Source organism: Peribacillus butanolivorans (genome assembly GCF_001273755.1).
Taxonomy (GTDB): domain Bacteria; phylum Bacillota; class Bacilli; order Bacillales; family DSM-1321; genus Peribacillus; species Peribacillus butanolivorans.
Map to the genome: position 1 here is coordinate 1,875,821 of NZ_LGYA01000001.1, position 16,371 is coordinate 1,892,191.

8 protein-coding genes and 1 pseudogene are annotated in these 16,371 nt (G+C 33.5%); 5 read left to right on the forward strand and 4 right to left on the reverse strand.

Annotated features, from left to right (window positions below):
* Nucleotides 1-386: 386 nt before the first annotated feature.
* Nucleotides 387-890, reverse strand: a complete 504-nt coding sequence (locus AKG34_RS08855; protein ID WP_053345740.1) for a DUF3995 domain-containing protein — start codon at nucleotides 888-890, stop codon at nucleotides 387-389.
* Between the two features lie 341 nt (nucleotides 891-1,231).
* Here AKG34_RS08855 and AKG34_RS08860 point away from each other — a divergent pair, with 341 nt between their 5' ends.
* Nucleotides 1,232-1,804, forward strand: coding sequence for a recombinase family protein (locus AKG34_RS08860; RefSeq protein ID WP_053345741.1), 573 nt, complete (start codon nucleotides 1,232-1,234; stop codon nucleotides 1,802-1,804).
* A 185-nt stretch (nucleotides 1,805-1,989) separates the two neighbouring features.
* Here the strand turns inward: AKG34_RS08860 and AKG34_RS08865 are convergent, their stop codons facing one another.
* Complete coding sequence (locus AKG34_RS08865) at nucleotides 1,990-2,232, reverse strand: hypothetical protein (RefSeq protein ID WP_053345742.1); 243 nt, start codon at nucleotides 2,230-2,232, stop codon at nucleotides 1,990-1,992.
* A gap of 549 nt (nucleotides 2,233-2,781) precedes the next feature.
* Here AKG34_RS08865 and AKG34_RS08870 point away from each other — a divergent pair.
* From AKG34_RS08870 to AKG34_RS08895, 4 genes and pseudogenes are all read left to right on the forward strand, one after another.
* Nucleotides 2,782-3,072, forward strand: coding sequence for a hypothetical protein (locus AKG34_RS08870; RefSeq protein WP_053345743.1), 291 nt, complete (start codon nucleotides 2,782-2,784; stop codon nucleotides 3,070-3,072).
* Nucleotides 3,073-3,172: 100 nt separating this feature from the next.
* Nucleotides 3,173-8,665 carry a DNRLRE domain-containing protein gene (locus AKG34_RS08875; RefSeq protein WP_053345744.1) on the forward strand — a complete coding sequence of 1,831 codons (5,493 nt, stop codon included), beginning with the start codon at nucleotides 3,173-3,175 and terminating at the stop codon, nucleotides 8,663-8,665.
* 615 nt (nucleotides 8,666-9,280) lie between these two features.
* Nucleotides 9,281-10,638, forward strand: a pseudogene (locus AKG34_RS26730) (IS3 family transposase).
* Between the two features lie 284 nt (nucleotides 10,639-10,922).
* Nucleotides 10,923-11,567, forward strand: coding sequence for a recombinase family protein (locus tag AKG34_RS08895; protein WP_053345748.1), 645 nt, complete (start codon nucleotides 10,923-10,925; stop codon nucleotides 11,565-11,567).
* Between the two features lie 191 nt (nucleotides 11,568-11,758).
* Here the strand turns inward: AKG34_RS08895 and AKG34_RS08900 are convergent, their stop codons facing one another.
* On the reverse strand, nucleotides 11,759-14,323 hold the full coding sequence (locus tag AKG34_RS08900) for a DEAD/DEAH box helicase (RefSeq protein ID WP_053345749.1): 2,565 nt from the start codon (nucleotides 14,321-14,323) through the stop codon (nucleotides 11,759-11,761).
* The gene (locus tag AKG34_RS08905) at nucleotides 14,320-15,225 is read right to left on the reverse strand and encodes a HamA C-terminal domain-containing protein (RefSeq protein WP_053345750.1); all 906 of its coding nucleotides are present in this window, start codon (nucleotides 15,223-15,225) and stop codon (nucleotides 14,320-14,322) included. Before AKG34_RS08905 ends, AKG34_RS08900 begins: the two co-directional genes overlap by 4 nt.
* Nucleotides 15,226-16,371 lie beyond the last annotated feature (1,146 nt).

Here is a 16,371-nt window from a genome sequence, read left to right on the forward strand (position 1 = left end):
ATTCCTTAACATAGAGGAGATCGACTTTTTAGCTTGGAATTCTCTTAGCCTATAAAATTTCCGAAATGGGCGGTATAGCATTGTTGCTACCGTTCGTTAAAGTCTTTTTTGAGTTTACTGACGTTCGCTGGTTGTTATGTACATTTATGAACGTGTCTAAAAGTTACAAGTAAGACACTAAATAAAATCCTTAGAATCTCCCTGTCACTTTGACCGATAATTTGCGTATATTTTAAGTGTTATTTTGCACATCCAACTTTAAAAACCCAGCTACCTTCATATAAGAAGATTAGCTGGGTTTCTTAATTATTTATAGAACTATTCGGATACGCCTAGTAGCGACTGCTCATTGTTCAATCGCGCCCGTTTCTTGAATAACTATAGGTTCACCTCATATTTATCTCATTCTGTTTTATTTTTCTCCCATTATTGGAGGTATAAATGTAAAGAAAAGCAAGAAGTCCATATAAGATACCTCCTAACAAGAAAAACGGTTCAACAATTATTAATAGTAAAGAAAGTGGTTCTGCTTCCAACAAGCTTTGAATTATCCCTGCACCACCGCGCAAACCCAATACCACACACGCTCCCCATGCTGAAGTGAGCAACAACCAGGATGGAAACCTTCGTCCCCATGCTTGAACAAGTGCAAGTGCAGTAAAAGCAGCAATTATACATAGGGCAATTGCAACCAGATTAATGATGAATAACACTTCGCTCATCGTCCTGCCTTCAAAACCAAAAGTGCCTCCTGCAGCCCAGTAAATGTGGATTAACCCGAATAGAGTCGACCAAACAAACGCTGCATAACCAGTAAAAACCAACCAACTCTCTGTTTTGTCCAGAGGATGACGATCATTATTGTTTTTGATTGTAATAACTCCTTTCATTATGAGGGATAACAGAACTCTCTTTAAAATACGTATAGTTTTATATATTGTTTCATTTAATAATTTGTTAAGTTCAATTAAATTTTTCTGAATATCCAGATTATATTTGTGCATTAGTACAATCAGTTACTGCATTATATGGCCCGATTGCTGAACAAAAGTAAAAAAGTATACATTTCATAAATAAGTTATTATTTGTTCCAAAACTCATAAGTTCTAGAGACTTGAAAAAACACCTCAAATTCCTCTCAAAATAACCCTTAACAATGTCCGGAAGTTAGTCTAGAGTGAAATTACAGAAGTTAAATAACTTTTAGACAAGCAGAAAGAGGTAATACATAATGGCTATTATCGGATACGGACGTGTTTCAACTAAAGATCAAGACTTGGCTTTACAGGAAGAGAAGTTAAAAGAGTATGGTTGCGAGAAGATATTCATGGAGAAGGAAAGCGGTGCTAAATCTGACAGGAAAGAACTTGCGAAGGCATTGGACTACTTGCGTGAAGGTGACAAGCTGGTTGTATATAAAATTGACCGCCTAGCTAGAAGTACATTTGATTTACAAAAGATTGCTAAGGGTTTACAAGACCGTGGGATAGTCTTAGTATTCATTAAAGAAAATATCGACTTCTCCACTCCAAATGGAAAGTTAATGTTTACTATGCTGGGTGCTATTGCTGAGTTTGAACGTGATTTAATTAAGGATAGAACAGCAGAGGGACGTGAAAGGGCAAAGGCACAGGGTAAGCATATGGGACGTAAAGGAAAGGACGAGAAGGACGTTAAGAAGGCTTTAAAGTTGTATGAGGAAAGAGAGTCTAACGGTTTAAGCGTTAATGATATAGCTAAAATGACAGGTGTTCCACGTTCTACAATTTACGCTAAAGTGAAAGAGGCGACTAGCAATAGCTAATCGTCTTTTTTGTGCATTTTTTTTATTCTGGGGAAGTGCTGTATAAACCAACCATAGAAGGGATATTTCGCACACATTTACACAAGTTTTAAATTCAAGAAACATAGAGTTTCTAAGGTTTCACCCCATCTTACCCTGTTGTGCTTTAGATAAAAAGAAAGCACCCGTAATGGATGCCTTACTTTTCAATCTTCATCTTCGTCATAAGTTGGATCAGTAGTGATGGTAAGCGTTTTATCCAAGCTTACTTCAATTTTAGTATCCCAGCTAGTGTTATCCACTTTAAGGATATCGTCGTTTACTGAAAATTTTAGAACCATTTCTTCTTCATGAAGTACTACATAGCTTTTGTCATTAGAGTACACTGTAAAATCTGGATGTGCTATAAGTTTCCAGCCATCGACTAATTCTTTTTTGATAGTTTCCATGAAAGTCCACCTCATTTTATGTAATACCTAAATTATACAATAACATGATGCAAAAGTAATAGTTGGAAGTTCTTCGTACAGGATAAAGTACCATACGAATATCTCGTACCCCATTATGAACTCTATTTTGTAGGTGATTGGATTGTGTCTAAAAAGGCTCTACACTATTGAGATTGTGAAAGAATGTACTTAAACTTGTTGCAAAATTCAGCTTTAAATCAACATTTATTCAAGGGAAATATGAATCTGACATTACCTTGGAAATGGTATCTGCGCTATAACCAAGTATTCTCATTTAGATAGATAATGGAGGGATTTAGCTTATCAAATGGCTCTAGCATAATTTATAATGGGGACGATATGATGATGGAGTATGACGTCATCTTTTAGCCGTCAAATGATACCTGAGAGTCAGATGAAACGTAAAAAGACCTATCTCTCGTAATCTTACGGTGAGTTTAGGTCTATTTTTTAGTAATTTATTACTACCATTCCAGTATTTTAGATGTATAATACTTTGTGGAACATATTATATTAGGAGGAAATGCTTTGATAAGATTAAGGAAATATATCTCATTTTTACTTGTTTTTGCTTTGATCTGTAGTTTGTTGCCAAATTATGCAGGAGCAACATCTAATGATCAAACTGAAAACAACAAGCAAACTGAGGAAGTAAACACAGAGAATTTAAAAGAAATAGTTGAGGAAAGAACTGCTGACTCAAAAACTTACAGCAATGGAGACGGGAATTTTGTAAAAGAAATTTACCCGGAAGAAATACACAATAAGATTGGTAAGAATTATCAGGATATCTCTGAAGATCTAGTTAAAAAAAAATAAAACTGGATATTTAGAAACGGAAGCAACAAATTTACAGGCTGAGTTTCCAGAGGAACTTGGGAAAAATACCCCGATAGTATATAGTTCGGGTGAACATAATTTGTCATTTAAATTAGCTTTTGCAACTGATGGTGAGAATAAATCTAATCCAACAGACTCATCAGTTACGGAACAAAGGGAAAATGCTGTAACCTACAAATCTATTTATAATGATATAGATTTACGTCATATAGCTTTGAACAAAGAAGTAAAAGAAGATTGGATTATGAATAAATACAATGGAATTAACGAATTCCATTATGATATTGAAACAGATCTTTTTGGGGAAATCGAAAAAGATGGATCGATTGGATTTTATGAAACTGATTCAAAAGAAGAAAAAGTATTTGAATTACCTAAGCCAGTAATGGTTGACTCCAATTATAATGAAACACTTGGTGATGGAGTCAGATCATTAGATATAAAATACGAATTGAACAAGAAGTCTGAGGGTGGATATGATTTAGCTCTAAAAGCTAATAAAGAATGGCTAGCTTCTTCAAAACGTGTATTCCCAATTTATATTGATCCCTCGGTTTCGATAGACGTATTGGGCGATACCTTTGTATCGAGTGCCTATCCAAAAAACAATTACAATAAAGAATGGGACCCATCGCAAGGAGAATATGTTTTAAAAACCGGATACTATGATAGCACGACAGGAACTAATTATGCATTTGTAAAGTTTAGTGTTGTAGGAGACTTAAAAGGAGCTGTAATCGATAGCGCAGATTTACAAGCTTACGTTACACACGCCTATTATGTATCTCAGAAAAATGGATTATGGGTAGATGAGGTAAATGGGCAATGGTACGCAGATGAATTAACTTGGAACAATAAGCCTTCTTCGACAAAAATCACATCTACCTCTGTGGGACGTGATGAATGGGCGCATTTTAACGTTGCAAATACTGTTCAAGCATGGGTTTCAGGAGAACGTTCAAACTATGGATTTAAATTCCATACGAATGGTAATGGTCAAACTTATTGGAAGAAAATCACAGCTGCGGAAAGTGCTAATAAAGTGAAAATAGTGATTGCTTATCACTATGATCAAATGGCTACACCGACTATGACGGCTACAGCAGATGGAATTGATATGAAAACCGGTTCTGTTAATGTGAAATGGAAAGCTGCATATGGTGCAAAAGGTTATGATCTTCAAATGTTTGATGGGAAATCCTATCAGAGTGTTTATCAAGGGACAGCGACATCATGGTCTTCAAAAGGACAAATGGTGTTCCCAAAAGCACCTTATAAAACAACAAGTGTTTATAGCACAACTAAATCGGGTGTTGAATTACCACTTGATCCCACAGAATTTTATTCTGTAAAAGCTGGAACAACAGTTACTTCTAAAGCTTATAAATTCCGTGTAATACCACAATACCCAACAGGAAATGGGCCTGCTTCAGCAACTGTATCGAGTTCAATCCCTGTTCCATCAGGTGAACCAGATTTACCGACTGTTACTGCAAATAATTATCCTGAATCTGATTCCGTCAATAAAGGACGTGGCTGGTTAGATATAAAATGGGAAAAAGTAGCGAATGCAACGGGCTATAAAGTTCGTATTTGGAATGGTTTGAAGTATGAAAACTTTACTGTTGGAAAAGATACATTATCAGTTAGTACAAAGGGCAAAAAAATCTGGCCAACAGATGCCGAAATCAAGGCAGGTAAAACCGATTTACATCAGGTTGAACTAGATAAAGCATCGAGTGTTGGAACAGGTAGTGAATTACCGATTGATCCAGGTGTAACATATGGAAATACATCTAAACGTTATAGTGTTCGTGTCATTGCGATGTCTGCTGCTGGTGATTCGCCTCAATCAGATGTTAATTACGGATATATTCCTTTATATGCTCCAAAAGATGTAACAATTAAATCAAATGATGATAATTTAGTACAAAACAAAACGAGTCTTTCCTTGTCATGGAAAGCATCTGAAGGTGCAAAATACTATGATATTATCTTGAATGATGGAAAAACAGAAGAAACTATTAAAGTCAAAGGAAAAACGAGCTATACTACGAAACCTAAATATGATTTAGGAAAATCACATACAGCGACAGTACAGGCTTATTTCGATGATGATACAACAGCTCCGGAGACAGAAGAAGGTAAATTGACGGGAAAACGTGGTCTAAGTCCTGTTTCAAGTAAAGCAACAGTAAAACCAGAAATGCATGAGGATTTAATAGGTCTAGAAGATTATTTTACCTATGAAGATCAAAATTTTGGGAATGCGGCAGCATCTGTTAACGTAACAACTGGGAATATGGCATTACAATTTACCGATGAATCGTTGTATACTCGCAGTGACTTAGGATACGACTTTACACGTACGTATAATTCTCGTTCAACAAAAGATTCAGCATTAGGTAAAGGTTGGACGTTTATTGGAAATGAATCTTTAAGAATTTTAGAAAATGGCGATGGTTCATACACAGACGAAGATAGCACAGTTCATTTGTTTAAAAAAGAGGGCAATCAATTTACTTCTCCAAAAGGTCTATATGAAAAGCTAGAGAAAGTAAATGATACGACGTATACAATGACGGATAAAAATCAATATGTTCAAACATTTAAAGTTGGTCAAAAATCACCTGACTTTTTCATCGCGTCTTATCAAGATGAATATGGCAATCAAATTGAATTCACACGTAATGATAAAGATCAATTAACAAGTGTCTCAGAGACAAAAGGGATTGAAAAGAAAGAAAAAATTCAAATCTCATATACAGATAATAAAATTAGTAAAGTCCAATATGCGGATCACTGGACAACATTTAAATATACAGGTGATCAATTAACACAAACAACCATCGGTAGTGATAAAGCTGAACGTACGATTGTGGAAAACTTTACCTATAATAATCAAGGTCAATTGGATAAATATGTAGATGGTAAAAACAACGAGACAGTTTTCACTTACAAAGAAAACGAAATAACAATTTTTGATAAACAAGCGAAAGATGAAGAACTTTCTGTTACAAATACTTACCAATTTAATGCGAAAGACAACGAATTTAAAGTGATTGATTCCAGTGACAACGAAACTGTATATAAACGAGATGAGAAAAATAATACGTATGCCGTTTCACAAGTAATTGAGCCATCAGAAGGAGAAACAAATTCTACAACATTTTTTGATTTAGATAATCAATACAATATTGTGAAGGTAACAAATCCAGATGGCACCACTGAAGAAATTACGTACGACCAGAATCGAAATTTATTAACATCTAAATCGCCTAATGGAACAACAAAGAATACGTACAATGGTCGTAATCAAATCACAGAAACGGTTGCGACAAATGGCGAAATAACAACGAATTCGTATGAAGGTCCTTTTCTTATTTCTTCGACTGTAAAAGATGAAACTACAAAATTCGAATATGATTCTTTTGGTCGAGTAATAAAAACACTCTATCCTAATGGCACGTATGATGCTGTAGCTTATGATGATAACAATCACAAATTGACAATTACAGATAAAAAAGGGAATACAACATCCGTGACATATACTATATACGGACAAAAACAAGAAGAAACAGATGCAGAGAGCCATACAAAAACATTTACGTATGATTCTCTTTATAAAGATTCATTAACTTCAATAGCGGATGGTAATGGTCATAAAACAACTTATAAATATGATGACAACAATAATTTATCGACGATAACAGACGCATTAGGGCGTGAAAAATCGTATTTGTACAATGACAATGACCAAGTAACAAAGGTAGAGATACCAAAGATGACATTCCAATATGGCTATGACATCAATGGTGAAAAGAATAAATCTATTTTACCTTCAGGTATTAATACAATTTATAATTATAATGAAAGTGGTCAAGTAGATACGGTTCAAGTAAAAAATCCAATGGGAGAAATAATCTCAACAACAAGTTATCAATATGATGAAAACGGAAAGACAAGCAAGGTTTCACATGATGGAAAAGACTTAAAAACATACGGTTATACATCTGAAACGAATCTGCTAGCAAAATATACGCTAGGCTTATTCACTCAATCTTATTCATATGATGATCAAGAACGTGAAACAAAACGTCAATCTGCGTATGATAAAGGGTTATCTGTGACAAAGGAAACATTGTTTAAAGATAAAAGTGATGACATCGGCCATGTGAAATATAGTGTGGATGATAAAACACTACACAATTATCAATACGATACAAAGACAGAAGAAAATCAAAGTATACTTAATTTGAATGATGGTGTCTTAAAGCAAGTTGCACAATTTAATGATGCCAACTTATTAAGTTCTTTAACGTATACAAGTAAAACAAAACAACCATTTGACATTCAATATGATTACACGAAAAATGGTAATATCTCAAAAGAAGCAGTAGATGGTAATGTTTCAAGGTTTGAATACGACAAAAGTGAGCAATTAACGAAGGAAACATTACCAAATGGTGATGTGAATACGTATGAGTATGATGGAGTTGGTAATCGTACCAAAGCCAAGTTGAAGGGAAAAGAATATACATTCTCGTACAATGATGCGAACCAAATTACAAAGAAAAATGCCACAGCGTACAAATATGATGCCAATGGTAATTTATTAGAAGATGAAAACTATAAGTATGCGTACAATGAGCGTCAACAATTAACAAGCGTCAAAACGTTTGCTGGAAAAGACATCGTAGCCTATACGTATGATGAAGATGGTTTACGTTTAACAAAAACAATTGGAACTACAAGACATGAATATTTCTATAATGATGATGTATTAGATATGGAAATTGTAAAAGAAAATAATCAAATCACACAGTACCGTTCATATGAATGGAATGGCTTCAGAGCCCTTGGTATGATTGTGAAGGCGAAGAACGATAAAGGTGAATTTGAAACAAAAGCGTATCAATTTATCACAAACCATCGCGGGGATGTATTGAGCATTCGTGACGGTGAAGACAAAGAAGTTGGGTCATATGAATATGATGCATACGGGAATGTTTTAACCGTTGAAGGTACAATTGCGAAAGAAAATCCTGTTCGTTATGCGGGTTATTACTATGATGAAGAAACGAAAAATTATTACTTGCAAGCTCGTTATTATAATCCTGAAAACGGATCCTTCTTAGCGTTAGATCCTTACCCAGGAGATAAAGATGAGCCAATTTCACAAAACGGGTACACATATGTTAATAACAATCCGATAAGTAATGTTGATCCTGCTGGTAATTATGGTTTCAGTGTATATTCTAAAGGTTGGTGGGGGTTTAAATACAAAGTCACGTTAAGTAATAAAGAAACAAAAAGAATTGCTCAAAAGTTAAAATATGGAGTGATTGATGCAGCCTTAATTGGAGTGGCAGCCTTACTTAGCAAAGCTATTCGTAATTTTCTTGGAGCAAACAAATTAATTTCAGGAGCGGGTATAATTGCCAATTGGGGCGCACAAAGGTTTGGACAAAAATTGGAGGATAAAAATAAAGGCAAGGGAGTCATACTTTATGGCAGAAACTATGGTTGGACGGTGACTGTTCCTATAACAAGTATAGTCAGCAGAAAATAAAGTAGTATAAAAAAATTAGGACTGCTGGTATTAGCGGTCCTAATTTAAAAGTAGTATTTATTAGGGGGTGTATAGAATTTGAAGAAAATAAAATTCAAACTAATAAAAAACGACAATAAGAATGTATTTTCCATGATTTTTCATGAAACTGTAATAGATATTATTTTAAAATTATCGGTTTTGGTGATTTTGATTATAATGTTCATTACTGGTTATTTATATGTGCAGATAATATTTTATCTATTAGGACTTTATTATATTATTAATAGTACAAAGCGATTCAAGAAAAATAAGTCTAGTGTAGATTTTATCTATACACTCTTATTTGGCTTTCTTTTTATAGTGGTAGGATATTATATGGTACCTATAAACATTCTGAATAAATGAATAATTTAAAATATAAACAACAATCTTATCAAAACGGTCCTATCTCTTTCGTTCATCTAAAGCAACCTATACCATGTGGTTTGAAATCCTGCGAATAAGCGAGTATTCGTGAGCATTATCTATTAAACTGAGGGAGTTCATTAAGAAGAAGTAAAAAAAGTCAATTCCTTAACGTTGAACTGCACCCCAATTGTTAGACACAACTAACAATTGGAGGTGCAGTTTTTTATGGCGAGATTTTCTTCAGAAGAAAAAATACAGGCAGTAAGACAATATATAGATGGTCATGAGGGAGGACAAACAATTGCTAAATCTATTGGTGTTCATCCAAGTTTACTCCATCAGTGGATTAAACAATTTGAACTTTTTGGTGATGATGCTTTTGAAAAACGCTATACACTCTACCCCGCACAGTTTAAACTAGATGTACTCAATTATATGAACGAACACGGGACGTCTATCAGGAAAACAGCGGCGATTTTTAATATTCCATCTTATGAAACGCTTAGAAAATGGAAAGTTGCTTATGAAACAAAAGGATTTGATGCCCTACAATCAAAGAAAAAGGGGCGTCCATCCATGAAAAATAAAAATAATCAGACATCAAATACTCAAGTACCCGATGAAGGATCAATAGAGGCTTTACAGGCGGAGAATGAACGTTTACGTATGGAGATTGCCTATTTAAAAAAGTTGAATGCCTTAGTTCAAAACAAGGAAAAATCACCAAATAAGACAAGGCACAAGTAGTCTATGAATTAAGGAATGCATTCCCGGTGAAAGCACTTATACAGCTCGCAGACATTCCGCGTAGCACGTATTACTATTGGGTGAAAAACTTCGGTCGTCCTGATCCAGATGCAGAACTGAAAGTATTGATTAAATCTGTTTTCGATGAACATGAAGGTCGGTTTGGTTACCGTCGTATTCGTGATGAACTTAGAAATCGCGGACACAAAGTAAACCACAAAAAGGTACAGCGTATCATGAAAGAACTAGGGCTAAAATGTCTTGTCCGTATGAAAAAATATCGCTCTTACAAAGGAACTGTGGGAAAGATTGCACTAAATATTTTAGATCGCAATTTCAAAGCTGAAAAACCAAATGAGAAATGGGTTACGGATATTACAGAGTTTAAATTATTTGGAGAAAAGCTATATTTATCGCCGATATTGGACTTATTTAATGGAGAAATCATTACGTATACAATCGGTTCAAGACCAACCTACTCACTCATTTCAACGATGTTAGATCAAGCTTTTGAACGTTTAACAGACGATAGTCTCCTAATTCATTCAGATCAAGGCTGGCATTATCAAATGAAACAATACCGTAATGCCCTTAGGGAACGTGGCATTACGCAAAGTATGTCTCGCAAAGGGAATTGTTACGATAACGCTGTTATGGAAAATTTCTTTGGTATCATGAAATCGGAACTACTTTATCTAAAAGAATTTGAAAGTGTGGAACACTTTAAACAAGAACTAGCAAAATATATAGAATACTATAATCACAAACGAATCAAGGCAAAATTAAAAGGCATGAGCCCGGTACAATACCGAGCTCATGCCCAACGGGCTGCCTAACGGAATAACCTGTCTAACTTTATGGGGTCAGTTCACGTAGAGGATATCGACTTTTTAGGTTGGAATTCTCTTAGCCTATAAAATTTCCGAAATGGGCGGTATAGCATTGTTGCTACCGTTCGTAAAAGTAGACTTTTACGAACGGTTCTTTTTTTATAAAATCGACTCATTTTTCCGTTCGTTAAAGTTATAAAACACTTTATGAACGTTCGTGATTTTGCATATACTTTTACGAACGCTTTTGGTAGAATAATAGGAAAGTAAGTAGAAAAAGGAGTAACAAGATGGAAGTTCGTAAATTCGGATACATAAGAGTGAGTAGCAAAGATCAAAATGAAGGACGTCAACTTCAGGCCATGAAAGAAAAAGGATTAGATGAACGAGATATCTTCCTAGATAAACAAAGTGGGAAAAACTTTGACCGGGCTCAATATCAATTGTTAAAACGTATGATTCGGAAAGGGGATGTCCTATATATTCATTCACTCGATCGTTTTGGCCGGAACAAGGAAGAAATTCTACAAGAATGGAATGACATCACGAAAAATGTCCAAGCAGATATCGTGGTCATGGATATGCCATTGTTGGACACTACTCAATTTAAGGATAGTTTAGGGACCTTCATCGCAGATCTTGTTTTACAAATCCTTTCCTGGATGGCGGAAGAGGAGAGGGACCGTATACGAAAACGGCAGCGTGAAGGAATTAATGTGGCTTTGCAAAATGGTGTGCCCTTCGGCCGACCGAAAGCTCGAGTAACCGAAGAGCTTAAAGAAGTGTATGATCGTTGGAAAGCAGGAGAGATAACAGCCGTTAAAGCCATGGCGGAATTAGGTGTAAAAAAGACGACTTTTTATAAGTTGGTTAAGGAATATGAAAAAGACTCTAAAAAAAGCTATATATTAGAAGAAACTCGTCAAAAAAAGTAGCCTTTGCTCAACGGGAGCAAAGGCTTTTATACGTATTTGATTATACTTTCATTTAGGTCAGTTCTAGTTTACGCTGGTTGTCCGTAACTAGACCATCACAAACTCAGAATGATCTTTGTAGAATGGAATGTACTTCTGCCCCTATCTACCATTATTTCTATACCACGTGTTAACGCTTTCCATTCATGTGATTACTTTTCCCAATCAAGGATCTCCGATAACTCAATGTATTCTTCATAATACTTTTCTTTATCAATTGCATTTTTCAATTCATTTTCAGAAAAATCTATTATATTATAATCTTGGATAATAAAAGAATCGATATAATTCTTTTTAAGAATTGTTGCAAGATGCCTTGGAAACCCTAAATTTTGCAATTCAATTATTATTTTATCCGTAGTTCCATACTCCAAGTATTCTGACCAATCTTTACTCATAGGGAGTCCTTCACCTTTATTTATATTATTAATAAGTAGAATATAATTAGATAAGTAATATTTTATTTTAAATCTTAATACATTTTCTATATCAGATACCACATTATTAACAATTTTATTAATATGTATTCGATTTTTAGAATCAAATAGTTCCGATTGATTATTGTTTAGAAAGATTTCCTTATTGTTGGATACAAAATCCTTAATAACATCTTTAATAATTATATTTAAAGGTTTTGAATTTATCCATGAGTTCATTAATACTGCGTAATAGGTAAGAATATTTTTATTTTTCGCTAAAGGTTTAGTTCCTCCTGATTCTTCACCCTTCCAATTATAGAAATTATAAAGGATATTCAATATTTCTAAGCAATTCTGATAATTTACTTCTAAAGGTATTTGAGGCAACAATTTCCCGAAAGCTACAATATCGTTTTGATATTGTAGCTTAATGGTCATGCTTTGAGCCAAAATATCATTAGGGACTTGGTTTCTTGAATCAATTTTGTTAAGTATTGATGCTCCATCATTATTATTATCAATGAACATACTTCTTAAAATCGAATCAGTCTTAGACAAATCATGATAAGCCAATATATTACCATAGGAATCAAGCATTTTTTTCTCGTTTTCAGAGACGTTTTTTCGAGTGAATGGTTTTCCAACAATCGAATTACCGATATTAGTATAAAACCTCCCTCTATTGGTCATTAGAATGGATTCAACCTTGCCTATTTTTTTTTCTTTTATAACTTTTAGGTCTTTTTTTGGACTATCCCATCTATTTCTCTTATCTACTATTCTTAAACAAACTATATTTCCACTTAGATCCTTAGTTAATCTTCCTGCACGACCTGCTAAGTTCCAAAAATCTACATCAGAAAACTTTCTAAGTCCAATTGCATTACTTAATATAAAAATGTTTTTGGCAGGTAGGTTAACGCCCTCTAACAAAGTAGAAGTGCAAAAAATATTATCTATTATTTTATCACGAAACAATAATTCAATCTTTTCCCTAATTCTTTGTGGTAATCCCCCGAAATGAAATGCTATTCCTTTTTTAAGACAATCCACTAAATAATATTCTTCGTGCATAGTTGTTTGAACCAATTCAATTAAAGAAGACAAATTAGTGTTTTTTTTATCATTAAGATTTTTCGCATATTGTAAAGCGTAATTTATTGTGTCATCAACTGTATTGCAATATATTATATTTTGGACATTATTCCCTATTAAAGTGATAGCATTCTTTAAATTATTATGTTCATTGGTAGAATAGGAGTCATACGGTAAATCTATTTCCTCACCGTTTTCGGCGAACATAATTACTCTCTTTTCTATACAGTCAATAAAGAATCTATTTTGAGCCACAGAATTTTCAGTAACACTTAATGTTTCTTCGGTACTATTCCCAAATAACTGTAGGAATATTTCACTATTAATAATATTAGGAGAAGAAAAATAAAGATTTACACTTTTTCTTTTAGCCAGCATTAAGGCGTGATAAAAGAGCGGAGCTCTTGAATCGTCTTGGGTTATCAGTTTTTGAGCTTCGTCAACAAAAACATAGTTGATTGCAGGATTATCATTTGATAAATATGAAATTAATCTTTCGGGGGTGAATACAAAAATATATTTGTTCCCTTTACTTTTATACAATAATGGTACTGTTGGATGGGAGAGTATTTTGTATTTTGGTTCGGAAATTTCTTTTTTAAGCTTAGTTGTTACTTGATTTATTAATGCTCTAGTTGGTACAAGAATAACAATATTATCAGAAGCATTTCTTTCTTTAATAAGAAATTTGATGAATGATTCTATAATAAATGACTTTCCGAAAGATGTTGGTCCAGAAAAGCTAAAGTGATTACTATCTTTTAACTCCTCAAAAACTTGGTATTGAGCGTCAGTAAAAATATTTTTTGAGTCTGGAGCAATTTGATAAGTCTTTTTGATAATAGACTCAACCATTACTTCATCTAAATCAATTTCCTCACTATTAATTGCAAGTTGCAGAGAAGGGAAGTTTCCTAATTTTACAAGTACAGTAGCAGCTTGCATCTTGAAGAATTTATCTTCGCTATAAAAATTGTATAACAAACTAATGATTTTATATGCCAAATTTCGTGCCTCTGTTAAATCTGACCTGCAAAGTATATCTCCAAACCTTAATAGGTCAGTATACTCTTTTTCAGTTAATGGGTTGTTTATAGAATTACCGACAAAGTGATAACCATATGTTTTTTCTAATTTATGGACTAATGTTTCTAAATATGAATCATTAAGTGCTTTTTTCGCAAGTTCCTTAAGTAAACTCATGTTGTTATTCCTTTCATTATGTCTTCTCGGGCTTTGTCAAGTTCAATAAAAGGCAAAGCATATATATAGAAAGAATGTCCGAACAGGTCATATCTTTCTATCAATTTTTCTATATGCTTTAATTCTTTTGTTAATTGCAATTTAACATTTGCTTCAATTGCTTTTCTATAGTCTGAATTACTTGATCTTTTCTGCTCATCCGTCGGGGTTATTTGGAACCCAATAAAAATACCAAAGGCATCATCTACCTCAAAATCTTCATCACTAGTTGGATAAATAAGTTTAGTTAGGAATTCTTTTTCTTTTTCAGTCCAGGTCTCATGATCCAAATTATCACTAATTAATCTCTTTTCAAAATTGATACCACTTTTGGTATCACCTTTATCATTAATTTCATTTTTGAATTGGTATATTGATTTAAAGGCGTCATACATAGCTCCGCCCAATTCTTTAATAGTCTTTGATTCACCAAATACTAATTGAAAATTACCATCAGCAAGTTTTAAGAAATGCACACCATCTGAACCATTCACGTACATACTTGTTGATGTCTTCATTTCCAACTTTGAAAAGATTTTCGGAGCGTTCAAATGCCCTTCTAAAAAACAATATAATAAAAATTCTCCCAGCTCCCCAGTATTCTTTTTATACTCAAGGAACTTTTCCCGAGCTACTTTTGAGAGAGTCATAGGTTTATTAGCATATGAATTTTTCACTTTTCTTGAGATGGCAAAATCTGCAACTGGTTCCATAAGTTCATTGATAATTCTATTATAGTCGAACTTATTTGAGTTTATAGGAAATAAAAATAAATCAATTTTGTTTCCTGTTTTACTAAATTCATGAGTATCAAGATGTTTAAATACTTTTAGAAAATCAGATGAAGCCAAGCTCAATTCCATAATTTTTTCTCCTTATTAATAAAGAAATTATATTAAAATCGTTGTAAGTAACTCAAAGTTAACATTCCTTTTATTGGTTTATTTTATCAAATATTTATAATATTTAATATATTAACAAAAAAATCCAATGATTAATTTTAGCTGTTAAATAAAAGTAGTTGTTTAATATAAAACACTCTGGGGATGAGTCATTCTCTGGACTTTCTGTTAACAGCCCTTCAAAGTCTTTAAACATTGTTTTTGTCAGTTGAGATTTAGAAATAATCTTGGCCTACATTCTTCAAAATTTATGTTTGTTCCGGCATGAAGAATCCAAGCCATTTCACTTTCCCATGGTCATGAAGAATAAATCGCCCCTTCATATACTGGGAACTTTTGTTCTTTAATATCAAGTTTTGTCTGATTAACAATGTTTAGAAGGTAATACAGCACACACAACTGGTACGCATCGATAGCGTCTTTTGAGTTTCAGCATTATCAAAATTGGCATAAGCTCTAGGAACAACTGTAAAGCACAATGTAGCTATGATGATCAATTTTTTTATTAGCAAGGTGGCACATCGGGATTATTAAAAGAGGCAGTAAAACAACCGTATGAGGTCCAACATACGTCCTTTAACTTTATATGGAACTTAGGACTTCCATTTATTTTGTTTCTGATTGTTACTACTCTTTTAGGAACGGTTTGTTTCCATTTGGGAAAATCTATCTTTACAGATTCTGATTCAACCCTAGATATTGGGATAAAATGCATAACGACAATTGGGCTAGCATATGTGACTATAATGTCTGGATTAAGAAGTTTAGATCTATTGTTTCTAAACTTTGCAGTTGCAGCCATCTCAATCCTTATATTCATCATTTTGATAGGAGTTTTTAGAGCTCCCTTTTCTAATTATTCTAAGTCATCCTGAATCCAGCAATCTTGGTTTTTGTATATTTAATTTAGTTATAAGGCCCTTTATCCAAAAAGGGCTTTTTTCGTTTAAAATTATTATTATTTGTCGATAACTTTAATAAAAGGAGGCGGTAAAAATTTTTATTATAGAGCTAATTGTAGCCATTGTTTTAACAGGGGCATTTATTCATTTTCGTCTGACAAAAAGTAAGGAACATTACAAAGCTGCATTGCTAGCACGCCATATA